At 64.6% G+C, this 14907-nt stretch carries 14 protein-coding genes; 4 read left to right on the top strand and 10 right to left on the bottom strand.

Annotation, left to right across the window (positions count from 1 at the left end):
• Positions 1–6: 6 nt before the first annotated feature.
• From AC0L3X_RS16570 to AC0L3X_RS16585, 4 genes are all read right to left on the bottom strand, one after another.
• Positions 7–483 (bottom strand): ArsR/SmtB family transcription factor, encoded by a 477-nt coding sequence (locus tag AC0L3X_RS16570; protein WP_063980086.1) that lies wholly within the window; start codon positions 481–483, stop codon positions 7–9.
• 100 nt (positions 484–583) lie between these two features.
• Positions 584–877 carry a DUF3551 domain-containing protein gene (locus AC0L3X_RS16575; protein WP_321576601.1) on the bottom strand — a complete coding sequence of 98 codons (294 nt, stop codon included), beginning with the start codon at positions 875–877 and terminating at the stop codon, positions 584–586.
• 85 nt (positions 878–962) lie between these two features.
• Positions 963–1241, bottom strand: a complete 279-nt coding sequence (locus AC0L3X_RS16580) for a DUF3551 domain-containing protein (RefSeq protein ID WP_063980088.1) — start codon at positions 1239–1241, stop codon at positions 963–965.
• A 149-nt stretch (positions 1242–1390) separates the two neighbouring features.
• A complete protein-coding gene (locus AC0L3X_RS16585; RefSeq protein ID WP_063980089.1) occupies positions 1391–2365 on the bottom strand; it encodes a Bug family tripartite tricarboxylate transporter substrate binding protein in 975 nt (324 codons plus the stop codon).
• Positions 2366–2492: 127 nt separating this feature from the next.
• Here AC0L3X_RS16585 and AC0L3X_RS16590 point away from each other — a divergent pair, with 127 nt between their 5' ends.
• Together AC0L3X_RS16590 and AC0L3X_RS16595 are read left to right on the top strand one after the other, a co-directional pair.
• Positions 2493–2903, top strand: coding sequence for a VOC family protein (locus tag AC0L3X_RS16590; protein WP_063980090.1), 411 nt, complete (start codon positions 2493–2495; stop codon positions 2901–2903).
• A gap of 185 nt (positions 2904–3088) precedes the next feature.
• Positions 3089–4669, top strand: coding sequence for an AMP-binding protein (locus AC0L3X_RS16595; RefSeq protein ID WP_063980091.1), 1581 nt, complete (start codon positions 3089–3091; stop codon positions 4667–4669).
• 103 nt (positions 4670–4772) lie between these two features.
• Here AC0L3X_RS16595 and AC0L3X_RS16600 read toward each other — a convergent pair whose 3' ends face one another.
• Positions 4773–5867 carry an HD-GYP domain-containing protein gene (locus AC0L3X_RS16600; protein ID WP_063980092.1) on the bottom strand — a complete coding sequence of 365 codons (1095 nt, stop codon included), beginning with the start codon at positions 5865–5867 and terminating at the stop codon, positions 4773–4775.
• Positions 5868–6207: 340 nt separating this feature from the next.
• Positions 6208–6924, bottom strand: a complete 717-nt coding sequence (gene queC / locus AC0L3X_RS16605; RefSeq protein WP_354096317.1) for a 7-cyano-7-deazaguanine synthase QueC — start codon at positions 6922–6924, stop codon at positions 6208–6210.
• A 137-nt stretch (positions 6925–7061) separates the two neighbouring features.
• On the opposite strand from queC, the gene mazG reads away from it, so the two are divergent.
• Together mazG and AC0L3X_RS16615 are read left to right on the top strand one after the other, a co-directional pair.
• A complete protein-coding gene (gene mazG, locus AC0L3X_RS16610; protein ID WP_063983316.1) occupies positions 7062–7916 on the top strand; it encodes a nucleoside triphosphate pyrophosphohydrolase in 855 nt (284 codons plus the stop codon).
• Between the two features lie 193 nt (positions 7917–8109).
• Positions 8110–9132, top strand: coding sequence for a DUF2278 family protein (locus AC0L3X_RS16615; protein ID WP_063983317.1), 1023 nt, complete (start codon positions 8110–8112; stop codon positions 9130–9132).
• Between the two features lie 78 nt (positions 9133–9210).
• Here AC0L3X_RS16615 and hflX read toward each other — a convergent pair whose 3' ends face one another.
• From hflX to AC0L3X_RS16635, 4 genes are all read right to left on the bottom strand, one after another.
• Complete coding sequence (hflX, locus tag AC0L3X_RS16620) at positions 9211–10590, bottom strand: GTPase HflX (protein ID WP_354131522.1); 1380 nt, start codon at positions 10588–10590, stop codon at positions 9211–9213.
• 11 nt (positions 10591–10601) lie between these two features.
• Positions 10602–10850: an RNA chaperone Hfq gene (gene hfq / locus AC0L3X_RS16625; RefSeq protein ID WP_007591126.1), complete on the bottom strand. Its 249-nt coding sequence runs from the start codon at positions 10848–10850 to the stop codon at positions 10602–10604.
• 248 nt (positions 10851–11098) lie between these two features.
• On the bottom strand, positions 11099–12469 hold the full coding sequence (gene ntrX / locus AC0L3X_RS16630; RefSeq protein WP_071914044.1) for a nitrogen assimilation response regulator NtrX: 1371 nt from the start codon (positions 12467–12469) through the stop codon (positions 11099–11101).
• A gap of 17 nt (positions 12470–12486) precedes the next feature.
• Positions 12487–14874 (bottom strand): sensor histidine kinase, encoded by a 2388-nt coding sequence (locus AC0L3X_RS16635; RefSeq protein WP_071914046.1) that lies wholly within the window; start codon positions 14872–14874, stop codon positions 12487–12489.
• Positions 14875–14907 lie beyond the last annotated feature (33 nt).

Here is a 14907-nt window from a genome sequence, read left to right on the forward strand (position 1 = left end):
ACTGGACTAGCTGCGCGGCTTGCGTCCAGGCGGCGTAGACTTTCTCCGGCCGTGCGCGGAGCCGGCGCGTGAGCGTGAGGCTTGGACGTTCGTTTGGACGCTCGCTTGGACGTTCGGCTGTGCGGGGATCGGCGTTGACGGCTGCGTTGGCCATGTCTTGTCCTCCACGAAGGTGGCGAGGCGGTCGAACTTCTCGGACCAGAACTGCGCGTAGCGATTGAGCCAGTTCATCGCCTGCTCCATCGGCTGCGCGGTGAGCCGGCAGGACACCGTGCGTCCGGTCTTCTCCCGCACGATCAGGCCCGCATCCGTGAGCACGTCGAGATGCTTCATGATCGCCGGCAGCGAGACCGGAAACGGCGCGGCCAGCTCGCTCACCGACAGGCCGTCCCGCTCGCCGAGCCGCGCGAGAAGGGCACGCCGCGTCGGATCGGACAGCGCCGCAAAGGTCCGGTCGAGCGTCTCGTCTCTATACTTAACCATTTGGTTTAGTATAGACGTGAACGAGAAGGCGTCAAGCAGGAACCCGCGCGTCCGGATCTGCACGACTGCGTGATCAGGCAGTGCTCAGTGTGAGGCGCGACTAGTACGGACGAACGTACCGACCGCGTAGTGACGGCTGAAGCGGAGGCCGTACGGCCACCTGGGCAGGATTTTGCGCGCAATAGCCCTTGCGGCCCGACGCGCTCATCTGACACTGCTCGCGGGTCTGATAGGAGCAGTCGCCGGGATAGCCGTATTCCGAGTTCTGAATGCACCACGCGTAATCATAGTCCGCGCGCGCCGGGCTCCCGCCAGCGAGCCACACAAGGACTATGGTGCCCAGCACAAATTGCGCCTTGCCCATGACCGACCTCCCATGTTCGCCGCGCGACATCCGACCTCACAGAGTGAAAGGCTCGCGGAGCCGGTTTATTCCGGAGCGATCGCGCAAAATACGCGGCTGCGCAATGCGCGCGCGGCTAGTACGGTGCAACGGGCCGCGCGCGACGGTGCGGCCGAGGTTGCGGCTGCGGCGCCTGGCCATAGGCCACCATTGGATTGGGCCCGCAGTACAGCAAGCGGCCGGAGACGCTGGCCTGGCATTGCTCATAGGTGCTGTAGGCACATTCGCCGGGATAGTCATACTCGCCGCCCTGGGCGCACCAGGGGTAGTCGCGGGCCGCCGCGGGCGTGACGGTGACGAAGCCGGCAAAGACCGTCGCGCCCAGCGTCAGCAGCGCCAATTGCGTCTTGCGCATGATCCAGACTCCTCTCTTCACAGGGCGAGATACGCGCCATGTATCATCAGGTTTCGCCGCGCCGTTTTATTCCAGATCAACGGAACGAAGTACGCAAGAAAAAAGCCCTGCCAGGCGGCAGGGCTCCAATCTCAGGGATCACAAGATCGCTACTCGACCTTCAGGCCGGCGAACTCGACGACCTTCTTCCACTTCTCGGTCTCGGCCTTGATCTCCTCGCCGAACGCCTCCGGCGTCTGCACCCGCGGCTCGCCGCCGAGTTCGACCAGTCGCTTGGTCATGTCGGGCTCCTTCATGAGCGTATTGATCTCATTGTTGAGCTTGGCGATGATCTCCTTGGGTGTGTTCTTCGGCGCGCCCATGCCGAACAGCGCGCTGGCCTCGTAGTCCTTCACGGTCTCGGCGATAGCCTGTACGTCGGGCAGCTGCGGCGAGCGCTCCGTGGTGGTGACGCCGATCGCGCGAAGCGAGCCGGAGCGGATGTGCTGGATGATCGAGGGCATGTTGTCGAAGATCACCTGCACCTGGCCGCCGAGCATGTCGGTGATCGCCGGCGCCGCGCCGCGATAGGGCACGTGCTGCATCTTGCAGCCGGTCAGCGCCATGAACATCTCGCCGGACAGATGCACCGAGGTGCCGTTGCCGGACGAAGCCATGTTCACCTTGCCGGGATTGGCCTTCACATATTCGATGAACTCGGCGACGTTCTTGGCCGGAACGTCCTTGTTGACGGTCATCACGTTCGGCACCCGCTGGAACGAGGCCACCGGCGCGATGTCGCGCACGAAGTTGAATTTGAGGTTGGTGTAGAGCGAAGCGTTGATGAAGTTGGCCGGATTGACCAGTTGCAGCGTGTAGCCGTCGGGCTCGGCATTGACGACCGATTCGGTGCCGATATTGTTGCCGGCGCCGGGCTTGTTCTCGATCACGAATTGCTGGCCGAGCCGTTCCGACAGCCGCTGACCGATGAGCCGCGCCAGGATGTCGGTGGCTCCGCCCGGCGGATAGCCGACCACCCATTTCACGGGCCGGGCCGGATAGTCGGCGGCAAAGGCCTTCGACAGCGGGGTTGCTGCAAGCGGACTGGCGGCGAGCAGGCCCAGCGCGGTACGGCGAGTGATCATCTCAAGGATTCTCCCAACGTGTTGTTCTTGAAAGCCAGATGGCTTCAAAGTGGCGTCGACGCGGTTGTAACAAAGCTTGCTGCAGGCGGAAAGTGCGCCGGGCGCATCACGACGAAAGGATTAAGGCATGCCGGTCAAGGTCGAAGCCCTCGATCATCTCGTAATCAACGTCGCCGACGTGGCAGTGACCTCCGAGTGGTACCGCAAGATTCTCGGCATGGAAGTCAAGGTGTTCGACCCCGGTGGCGGCAAAGCGCCGCGGACTTCGTTGCAATTCGGTAACCAAAAGATCAACGTCCGGCCGCGCGATGCCGACAAGGTGGAGTGGTTCACCGCGGACCATCAGACCGCCGGCAGCGAGGATCTGTGCTTCCTCACGTCTGCATCGCCCGACGAAGTCGTGGCGCATTTGAAGGCACATGGCGTCGCGATCGAGGAAGGCCCGGTTCCCAAGCAGGGTGCCCGCGGCACGCTGCGCTCGGTCTATTGCAGGGATCCGGATGGCAGCCTGATTGAGATTTCGTCGTACGAGGACTAGCGCGCCAAGGCGTGGATGGCCGGGTCAAGCCCGGCCATGACGGAGGAGAGAGCGTGCGCGCACCACGGAGTACGCCGCGCCCATCTTTCGCGCCCCCCGATTTGCTCCCTGCGTCATCCAATGGCAGGAAGACGCAATAATCAAAAGGCAGCCGCCATCAAGATGCAGGCTGCACGGGAGGAGCCATGCCACCTCAATACACCGAATCCAGACTCGTAGGACCGTTCGACGGGCTCGACGTACCCTGGCTGCTGAAGATGCGCGCCGCGGTGCGCCGCGATCATGCGTTCCTGATCTGGGCGCCGTTCGACGCGCCGGCGCGGCGCTGGAGCTACGGCGAGTTTCACGAGCGCGTCGGCGCGCTCGCGGCGGGGCTGGTGAAGCGCGGCGTCAAGCCGGGCGAATATGTGCTCATTCATCTGGACAATTGCATCGAGGCGCTGCTGGCCTGGTTCGCCTGCGTCGAACTCGGCGCCATCGCGGTGACCACCAACACCCGCTCGGCTCCGGCGGAGATGGAATATTTCGCCGATCATTGCGGCGCGGTCGCTGCGATCACGCAGCCGGCCTATGCCGAGATCGTCGCGCAGAACTGCCGCAACATCCGCTGGCTGGCGGTGACCTCGCACGATGCGGGTGCGGCGCCCGCGCAAGCGGTCTCGCGCGGCGACAGTTTCGATTCACTGTTCGCCGACAGCGCCGACCGTCCCAGGCGCGCGACCGACCCGCTCGCGCCGTGCAGCGTGCAGTACACGTCGGGCACGACATCGCGCCCGAAGGCGGTGCTGTGGACCCACGCCAACGCGCTGTGGGGCGCCAAGATCAACGCCGCGCATGAGGACCTTCATGCGAACGACGTGCACCAGACCTATCTGCCGCTGTTCCACACCAATGCGCTGGCCTATTCGATGCTGGCAACGCTGTGGGTCGGCGCCACCTGCGTGATCCAGCCGCGCTTTTCCGCAAGCCGCTTCTGGGGCGTCGCGCGCGAGCATGGCTCGACCTGGACCTCGACGATTCCGTTCTGCATGAAGGCCCTGCTCGAGCAGGAGATCCCGAAAGACCACAAATTCCGCCTGTGGGGCACCGCCATCAACGAGCCGCCGGCGTTTGCTGCGTTTGGCGTCAAGATGATCGGCTGGTGGGGCATGACCGAGACCATCACCCACGGCATCGTCGGCGAGGTCGACCAGCCCAACATCCCGATGACGATCGGGCGCGCCGCGCCCGAATATCAGATCCGCATCACCGACGATGACGGACGGCCGACCGAGGTCGGCGACACCGGAAATCTCTCGATCAAGGGCATCGTCGGGCTGTCGCTGTTCGCCGAATATCTGCACAATGAAAAGGCGACGCGCGAAAGCTTCGACGAGCACGGCTTCTTCCTCACCGGCGACCGCGTCGAGCGGCTGGAGAACGGCTTCATCAGGTTCGGCGACCGCGCCAAGGACATGCTGAAGGTTGGCGGCGAGAACGTCGCGGCCTCCGAGATCGAGCAGGTGATCGCGGTGGTAGCAGGCGTGCGCGAAGCCGCGGTGGTGGCGAAGAAGCACCCGATGCTGGACGAGGTGCCTGTTGTCTTCATCATCCCGCACGGCGGCGTCGCGGGCGCGGCGCCCGATCTGCATGATCGCGTGATGGCGGCCTGCGGCGCGGGACTCGCGGATTTCAAGGTGCCGCGCGAGATCAGGCTCGTCGACGACATGCCGCGCTCGACGCTGGAGAAGGTGGCGAAGGCGGAGTTGCGGAAGATGGTGGGGTGAGTTTTGTAGGGTGGGTTAGCCGAAGGCGTAACCCACCTCTTTGGTATCCGCGGAGACAGAAGTGGTGGGTTACGCTGCGCTAACCCACCCTACGAGACCGGAATCAAAACGATCCGAGCGCCACCGGCCGGAACGCCTGCAGCAGTTGCTGATCCAGCTTGCCGCCCATGCCTTCCATCATCGTGAAGGCGCGCGAGTGGGTGAAGGGCATGCGGTAGGCGCGCTTCTCCACCAGCGCCGCGTAGATATCGACGATCGTCGTGACCCGCACGATGTCGCTGATCTGGTTCGACGACAGGCCGTTCGGATAGCCAGAGCCGTCGAGGAATTCGTGGTGATGCAGCACGACGTCGAGCATCTCCGGCGGGAAGCCGCCTTGCTCCGCGAGCGCGTCATAGCCGCGGCGCGGATGCTGGCGGACCTCGGCCATCTCCTCGTCGGTGAGCTTGCCCGGCTTGTCGAGCAGCACGGAGGGAACGAAGGCCTTGCCGACGTCGTGCAACAGCGCGGCGCGGGTCAGGCGACGCTGGTCGTCCTCGCGCATGCCGAGATGCTGCGCGAAGGCGACGGCGAAGCCGGTGACGAACAGGCAGTGGCGATAGCTGCCGACATGATGGCAGCCGACGGTGGTGAGCCATTCGCGCAGCGATGAATGCTTGATCGCCTTCAGGATCTTGCTCTCGGCGGCGATGACGTCGTCGAAGGTCAGGGGCACGCCGAGCGGCAGCTTCTCGAACATCTTCGCCAGCACCGCATGCGCCGCCTCGACGCCGCGGTTGAGCGTCTTGCCGCGATCGGTCGCGTCATAGGTGGCGGTGTCGGGGAACGCGGCGCGGATGCGCTGAAGAATTGCATCGGGCTGAAGCGGCCGCGAGATCGTGTCGGTGGCGCCCAGTGCCCAGGCCTGCATGGTGCCGTGATGCAGGGCATCGGCGAGCACGAACAGCCGCGGCATCGTGCGATAGGCATCGCCGCGCAGCTTGTTGCGCACCCGCTGCACGCTCTCGGGCGAGCGCAGATTGATGTCGACCACGAGACCGGACAGATCGCGCGACGGCTGCTCGGGAATGTCCTGCGTCGTCACCGTCGAAACGTCGCCCACGGCCTTCAGGATGCTGGCAAGCTCGGTGCTCTCGTCGCTCCGGTCGGAAGCGAGCAAGAGCCGGCGTTTTGCGGCGGATTTGGCTGGCGCGTTCATGGCTTCCCCAGAGCACGGGACTGGATTTGACGTCAGCCTAAGCCGGATCAGGTTCTCCGGCCCTTAAGAGGCGTGCTCAACGGAACCCTGCGGAATTGCGCGCAATTTTAGGGATTTTGGGTCCCGGCGCGGTTCCAGTCGAAAACGGCGAAAACAACCCCATGCACAGTAGAACGGGCCTTGATGGGAAAGGGGAATTTGGGGCGCTCTCGCCCACTCTCCGCTGTCGTCGCCCGGCTTGACCGGGCGACCCAGTACGCCGCGGCTTCTCGGCTCAAGCACCTTCTCTGGAATACTGGATCGCCCGCTTTCGCGGGCGATGACGGCGGAGATTGGAGCGCTATTTGCGCCCCGCCGCAAACTCTCGCCATCCCTTCGCCCGCAAACTGCACGCCGGGCACTCGCCGCACCCGAAACCCCACTCATGCTGCGCGCCGCGTTCGCCGAGATAGCAGGTGTGCGAGTGCTCGCGGATGAGATCGACCAGTCCTGCGCCACCGAGGTCGTGAGCGAGCTTCCACGTCGCCGCCTTGTCGATCCACATCAGCGGCGTATGCAGCTCGAATTGCCTGGCCATGCCGAGCGAGAGCGCGGCCTGCATGGCGCGGATGGTGTCGTCGCGGCAATCGGGGTAGCCGGAATAATCGGTCTCGCACATGCCGCCGACGATGTGGGTGATGCCGCGCCGGTAGGCGAGCGCCGCGGCAAACGTCAGGAACACCAGGTTGCGGCCGGGCACGAACGTATTCGGCAGGCCGTCGGCGCCCATCGCGATGGCGACGTCGCGCGTCAGCGCCGTCTCGGACACAGCCGCCAGCGTCGGAATCGACAGCGTGTGGCTCTCGCCGAGCCTTGCGGCCCAATCGGCACGCAGCCCCTTGATGCCGTCGAACAGCCGGTCGCGGCAGGCGAGTTCGATGGCATGGCGCTGGCCATACTCGAAACCCAGTGTCTCCACGCGTGCAAAGCGGCTGAGCGCCCAGGCGAGGCAGGTGGTGGAATCCTGGCCGCCGGAAAAGAGCACCAGGGCGGTTTGTGATGAAAATGCGTCACTCATGGCCCGCGCTTTAGCACTGCGGGCGCGGCTCGCCAATCTGCCGCCAATCGGTGGAAATCGGCCTGTTCCGCAGCGCCGCGCTGGGAACGGCGGGCCGCTTTTGGCATAAGGCTTTGGAGCCAGGAGACTGCCCCGCAATGACCCCTTCCCGCGACATTTCCCGTCTGATCGAGATCATGGCGGCGCTGCGCACGCCGGTGACCGGCTGCCCCTGGGACCTCGAGCAGAATTTCGCGACGATCGCGCCCTACACGATCGAGGAGGCCTATGAGGTGGTCGAGGCCATCAGCCGCGGCGATCTCGATGATCTGCGCGAGGAGCTCGGTGACCTCCTGCTCCAGGTCGTGTTTCACGCCCAGATGGCTTCAGAACAGAATGCCTTTACCTTCGGCGACGTCGTGGAGGCCATCACCCGCAAGATGATCCGGCGCCACCCTCATGTCTTCGCCGACAAGGACGGCAACCTCGCCTCCTCCCACGTCAAGGAGGTCTGGGACCGCATCAAGGCCGAGGAGAAAGCCGAACGTGCGGCTCGCCGGCCGCCGGAGGAAACGCCGACGCACAAGTCGTTACTCTCGGGCGTCAAGGCCGGTCAGCCCGCGCTGACGCGCGCGATGGAGCTCCAGCGCAAGGCCTCCACCGTCGGCTTCGACTGGAACGACCCGCGCGCGGTGCTGGCGAAAATCCGCGAAGAAGCCGACGAGATCGAGGCGGCGCTCGACCGCAACGACAGCGAGGGGCTGGCGGAGGAAACCGGCGATCTGATGTTCGCACTCGTCAATCTCGCCCGCCACGTCGACGCCGATCCGGAAGCCGCGCTACGCGCGACGAATGCAAAGTTCGAGCGGCGCTTCGCCTTCATCGAGCGCGCGCTTGAGGCGCAAGGGCGGACGCTCGAGCAGGCGTCGCTGGCGGAGATGGACGCGCTGTGGAACGCGGCGAAGAGTGAGGGGAAACCGGTATCAGAGACTCGCTCGCAGGCCCGCCGCTAGCGTTGTGGCCTGCTCCATCGGTGTACCCGCAAGGATCGAAGCGGTCGCGAAGGAGATATAGGTCAGCATCTTTTCCCGAATGCAGCGAGGCGGTCATGGCGGATCGCAGTCAAGCCATGAAACCGTCACGACAAGCAGTCTAGAGTTGAGCAACGGAGCCCGCGCAGCCGAAATCCCACCTCAGGTGAGTGCGATGCCATTAAAGCACTATTCGGTCCTCAAAGGACGCCCGATCGCGATGCGTTTCGGCACCGGCCAGTCGCCGCACTATCAAGTCCATGTCGTGGCCGACAACGCGGATTTCCGCATCGCCGTCAATGTGCAGTCAGCCGACGGAAGCGAAGTCGAGTTCCTGGTGCGATCGCACTTTGTCCATCCGATCACCGATCATCTCGCGGCGCTGCCGGAGGGCCTGCACCCGCAGCCGCCGAAGCCGGCCAGCATCGCGCTGGACTTCATTCGCGGCAATCTGATGCAGCCCCAGGAGATGATCCCGCTGCCGCTGTCCGTGCCCGGACCCGACAATGACCTCAACGAGAAGCTCGACCAGTTCGTCCAGCGCGCGCTCTCAAACGAAAGCGCGATGATCTACGCATTCGGTGAGACATGGGGGCCGGAGACCAAGGCGGACAATTATTTCGGCTTCCGGCCGGGCCGCGGCATTCACGATATCCATATGAATCAGGGAAATCCAATCGGACGATTCTCGGGCGACAACGGGCCATGGCAAGACGGCGGGCTGGTGTTCGAATTCCCGGATCAGAAGCTATGGACGGCGGTCTTCCTCAAATTCCAGACCCAGGCCTGGCACACCGACGACAAGACCGGTGACCCCATCGATCTCGGCGCTCCGACACAGCCGCCAGATCCGACCGCTCCTCCGACCGGGCAAATGCCTGACGGACTCGTGCGCATCATCGCAGCACTCGTCAATGCCTTGAAGACGCCTGAGCGGGAAGTCGTCACGCTGCTCAATACGGCCGATCGCGACATCGATCTCACCGGCTGGATGCTGGCCGACAAGCAGAAGAACAAGATGGTCCTGTCAGGGAAGATCGCGGCCGGGGGCACGCTCGCCGTCGTCGTGCAGAAGCCGATGGAATTGTCGAACCAGGGCGGCATCATTTCGCTGCTGGACGAGCGCGGGATCAAGATCCACGGCGTCGCCTATACCAAGGCGCAGGCGAAGAATCCGGGCCTGACCATTCCATTCTAGCGTTACGCGTCTCAACCCGGAAACGCGGATATGGTCGATATCGCACGCAGGCCGGTCGGGCGCACCGCGCCCTTCGGATCACGCCACGCGCGGCACGGCATCGAACCGGTTCACCACGATATCCCGCTTGGTCTCGTCGACCCGCACCGTCATGTCGAAGCGGCCGTCGTGCAGCTCTTTGGCCAGCACCTCGGAATTCCTGTGCAGCCAGCTGATGCCGGCGCCGTCGGCGGCGTCGATGGAGAGATCGAGCGTGGTGCGCTTTGCGGCGAGACGTTCCTCGATGGCCGCAAGCAGTGCATCGATCCCCTCGCCTGACACGGCCGAGACCAGCATCGCCGGATGATCTTCCGGCCGGCGCGCGGCGATGTTCAAAAGCTCTTCGCGCTTGTCAGGCTCGTAACGGTCGATCTTGTTCCAGACCTCGATGATGCGGCCACTGTCGTCGGGATTGATGCCGAGCTGGCGCAGCACGGCGTCGACGTCGCCCTGCTGGGCCTCGGCATCCTCGTGCGAGATGTCGCGCACATGCAGGATGACGTCGGCTTCCAGCACCTCTTCCAGCGTGGCGCGGAAGGCGGCGACGAGCTGGGTCGGCAGGTTGGAGATGAAGCCGACGGTGTCGGACAGCATCGCCTTGCCGCCATGCGGCAAAGTGAGCGCGCGCAGGGTCGGATCGAGTGTTGCGAACAGCATGTCGGCGGCCTGAACGTCGGCGCGGGTCAGGCGGTTGAACAGCGTCGACTTGCCGGCATTGGTGTAGCCGACCAGCGCGACGACGCGATACGGCACGCGCTGGCGTCCGGCGCGATGCAGCCGCCGCGTCGCCTGCACCTTCTTCAGCTCGCCCTCGAGTTTCGAGATGCGCTCCTGGATCAGGCGGCGATCGGCTTCGATCTGCGTCTCGCCGGGACCGCCCATGAAGCCGAAGCCGCCACGCTGGCGTTCCAGATGGGTCCAGGAGCGAACGAGGCGCGAGCGCTGGTAGTTGAGATGCGCAAGCTCGACCTGGAGCGAGCCTTCCTTGGTCTTGGCGCGGCGGCCGAAGATTTCCAGGATGAGCCCGGTGCGGTCGAGCACCTTGGCGTGCAATTCCTTCTCGAGATTGCGCTGCTGGATCGGCGCCAGCGCGCAATCCATCACCACGAGCTCGACATCGAGGCTCTTGGCCAGCGCGGCGATCTCCTCGACCTTGCCCTTGCCGATATAGGTTGCGGGGCGGATCTGGCTGATCGGCGCGATGATGGCATCGGCAATGACGAGGTCGATCGCCCGCGCGAGGCCGGCGGCCTCATCGAGCCGGGCCTCCGCGTCACGCTGAACATGGCTTTCCGATTGCGTGTCGGCACCGCCCGCGCGCACACGCAAGTAGGGGCCGATGACAAGCACCCGCCCCGTCTGCTTCGCCCCTGCCGACCGCGGACGGTCGGCCTCCCCGTCGAAATTCCGGGGTTCCAATCAGATCACTCTCAAGCCGGCTGATCCTCGCCGCCTTCGAACAACTGGATCGGAGCGCCCGGCATGATGGTCGAGATCGCATGCTTGTAGACAAGCTGCGAGTGACCGTCGCGCCGAAGCAGCAAACAGAAATTGTCGAACCAGGTCACGATGCCCTGGAGCTTCACTCCGTTGACCAGAAAGATCGTCAGTGGCGTCTTGGTTTTGCGAACGTGATTGAGGAAGGTGTCCTGTAGGTTTTGTGCGCGGTCTGCCGCCATTGTTTTTTTCTCGCTTTGAGTTTCTTTTTATTGCGCCGGTTGCGGCCCTCTTTGTGACATTCGGGGCCTCTTCCGGTTGCTATTCCTCATGAGATCCCCCTCGGAGGAACAGCGGTTCGATTAGAGGACAGGACGGGTTATTAGGCAAGCCGCTTCACGCGGCAGGCCACGCCCAATTGCCCCGAAAAACTACGGAAATCGATGATTTTCCTCGCTAATCCCTGAGGTGCGGCCGCGACGTCGCGGTGTCAGCCGACACCGAGCGCCTTCAGCTTCCGGTGCAGCGCCGAACGTTCCATGCCAACAAACTCAGCCGTGCGAGAAATATTTCCTGAAAAACGGCTAATCTGTGCAATCAAATAGTCGCGCTCGAACACTTCGCGCGCTTCGCGCAGCGGCAGCCCCATGATGTGCTCGCCATTGTTGCTGGTCGGCATCGCCGGCACCATCGAGCCGACGTCCTGCGGCAGCATGTCGGCGGTGATAATCACCTCCGGTCCGCCCGCGGCCAGAATCATGACTCTCTCAACGTTGTTGCGAAGCTGGCGTACGTTGCCGGGCCACACATGCGATTGCAGCACCGCCATCGCGTCCTGCCCGATCTGCCGCTTGGGCAGGCCGCTGCCGGCCGAGATCTGCTCCATGAAATAGTCGATCAATTCCGGAATGTCCTCGCGCCGCTCCGAGAGCGCGGGCACGCGGATCGGCACCACCGAGAGCCGATGATAGAGGTCTTCGCGGAAATGGCCGGCCGCGATCTCCTCTTCGAGATTTCGCGCGGTGGAGGAGATGATGCGGACGTCGACCTGCACCTTGCCGGTGCCGCCGACGCGCTGGAACGACTGCTCGACCAGCACGCGCAAAATCTTGTTCTGGGTCTCGCGCGGCATGTCCGCGATCTCGTCGATGAACAGCGTGCCGCCATGGGCTTCCTCGAGCGCACCGGGCTTGCGCGCCTGCTCGCCGTTAGATTGCTCGACACCGAACATCTCGTGCTCCATGCGCTCCGGCGTGATCGCGGCGGCATTGATCACGACGAACGGACCATCGGCGCGGCCCGAGGCCGTATGCAGCGTGCGCGCGGTCAGCTCCTTGCCGGCGCCGGCCGGGCCGACGATCAGGATGCGGCTGTTGGCTTTGGCCGCGCGATCGATGGTCTGGCGCAGCTGGTTCATGCTCGGCGAGCGGCCGACGAGCGAGCTTGCACTCGGCGCGAGTTGCTTCAGCTCCTTGACCTCGCGCTTGAGCCGCGAGTTCTCGAGCGCTCTGTTCGCGACCAGGATCAGCCGGTCGGCCTTGAACGGCTTCTCGATGAAGTCGTAGGCGCCGCGCTTGATCGCGGCGACCGCGGTCTCGATGTTGCCGTGGCCGGAGATCATCACGACCGGCAGATCGGCATTGTCCTTCTTGACCTGCTCCAGCAGCTGCAAGCCGTCGAGCTTGGAGCCCTGGAGCCAGATGTCGAGAAACACCAGGTGCGGCCTGCGATTGGCGATCTCGGCGAGCGCCGTATCGCTGTCGCGGGCGGTCCTTGTCACGAAGCCCTCATCTTCGAGAATGCCCGCGACGAGATCGCGAATATCGGCCTCATCATCGACAATCAGAATTTCACTTGCCATGGTTCGCGCCTGTCTTGTCAGATGCCCGTTGAGGCTTCGATCTTCGTTGAATCATTGGTCTTTTCAGCCGGCTCTTTGGTTTCGGCGGCCGGCTGCTTTGTTTCGGGGGGCTTGGCGATGTCCGTGACCGCATTTGCGGCCGACGATGCCTGCACGCTCCCCTCGCTCTTCGCGGGGGCACCGGAGATCGCAAAACGCATCCGCATCCACGCGCCGCGCTGGCCCTCGCGGAAATCGGAAGCGTCCTTCAGCTCGATACGCCCGCCATGGTCTTCGAGCACGCGGCCGACGATCGCCAGGCCAAGGCCGGTGCCCTTGGCCCGCGTCGTCACATAAGGCTCGAGGAGGCGCGAGCGCGCGACCTTGGGCAGGCCGATGCCGTTGTCGATGACGTCGATCAGCACGTCCTCGCCCTCGCGCGAGACCACGACGTCGATGCGGCCCTTGCCGTAATCCTTGCCGAGCTCCTCCGGCGGCACCTGCTCGACCGCCTCGGTGGCGTTCTTGACGATGTTGGTGACCGCCTGCGAGATCAGCCGCCGGTCGAACTGCGCGCGCAGCGGATCTTCCTTGAATTCGGCCTCGATATCGATCTCGGGATGGGCGACCTTCATCAGGAACACCGCCTGCCGCACGGTGTCGGCGACGTCCTCGCCCTCCATCACCGGCTTCGGCATCCGTGCGAAACGCGAGAACTCGTCGACCATGCGGCGGATATCGTCGACCTGTCGCACGATGGTATCGGTGCACTGCTCGAAGATCTGCTTGTCCTTGGTCTCGGTGATGTCCTTGCCGAACTTGCGGCGGATGCGCTCGGCCGAAAGCTGGATCGGCGTCAGCGGATTCTTGATTTCATGCGCGATGCGGCGCGCGACGTCGCCCCAGGCCGAGGTGCGCTGCGCCGAGACCAGCTCGGTGATGTCGTCGAGCGTGATGATGTAGCTGTCGTGCGGCTGGCTGGTCTTCTCGGCGCTGACGCGGACCGACAGGTTGCGCTCGGTGCCGTCGCGCGTGATCGTGATCTGGCCCTGCACCAGGCGCTGGGTCCCTTCCCGCGCCGTCTTCATCATCTCCTCGAGCTCGGGCAGCACGTCGGAGAGCGGATGGCCGAGCGTCTCGGCTTCGGAGTGCCCGATCAGCTTCTCGGCGGAGCGGTTGAGGATGCCGACGCTGCCCGAATTGTCGACGCCGATGATGCCGGCGCTCGCCGAGGACAGCACGGCCTCGATGAAGCGGCGGCGGCTGTCGATGAGATCGCTGGCGTTGACGAGCTCGTCACGCTGGCTGCGCAATTCCTGCGTCATCTTGTTGAAGGTCTCACCCAGCTGGGCGAGGTCGCCTTCCGACTGGTGCACGGGCACCTTCACATGGAGGTCGCCGGTCGAGACCGTGTGGGCGGCGTTCATCAGCCGCCGGATCGGGGCCACCAGCGAGTTGGCGAAGTTGAGGCCGATCAGCACCGAGGCCATCAGGATGGTCAGCGCGATCACCGCGAACATCAGCGCGAAGGCGACCTGGATGCCGAGCCGGCGCGACTCGATCTGGGCGTATTCGGCGACGCTGACCTCGGTCTGCTTGAGCTGGTTGACGACGTTCGGATCGAGCGGCCGCGCGACATAAAGGAAGGTGTCGCTGAAGGCGCGCAGGCGGATCACCGCGGCGACGAAGCTCGCATCCGGCAGCACGGCGATCTCGGGCTCGGATTCGTTGACGTTGCTGAGGAAGTCCGGCGCCGGCGGCGAATAGGCGAGCCGCATGCCGGTGTCGGCCGATTCCAGGATATTGGTGTTCTTGTCGATGATCATCGCGCCCGGCAGGTTGCGGGAGCCGGCGCTGGCGGTCAGCAGCTCACGGAACGAGCGGCGGTCCTGATCGTAGAGCGGCCGGGCGTGGGCGATGTCATTGGCCATGCCGAGAATGTCGCCGCGGATCAGCTGCGCGTGGTCCTGCATGTAGGCCCGCGCGATCGTCAGCGAATTCTGGATCACCTCCTTGGTCGGGCCGGAGAACAGCCGGTCGAGGCCGCGCTCGATGGTGACGTTGGCGACGACGGCGACCAGCACCGCCGGCAGCACCGCCACGATCGAGAACAGGCTGACGATCTGGACATGGAGGCGCGCCGCCGCCCGGCCCCGCCGACGCGCCAGGATCAGCTGCCAGAGCTCGCGGACGATGATGCCGACCAGCAGCAGGATCGTGGCCGCATTGATCAGATAGAAAGAGCGGACCACCTCCGGCGTCGGCTCGATCCTCGTGAGACCGGTCAGGACCAGGAAGGTCAGGAGGGCCGACAGCAACGCCATCGCCACGGCAAGGGGTGCCAGCCAGCGACGCACCGACCAACGCCGGGGCTCTTCCGCTGGGGCCGTGTCGAAGTGTGCGGCCGAGGTGTCTGCGCTGGTCATTCCGGCAATGGTGCTGAAAACGGGGTCCGCGGC

This window comes from Bradyrhizobium sp. MI1.7 (assembly GCF_055811795.1).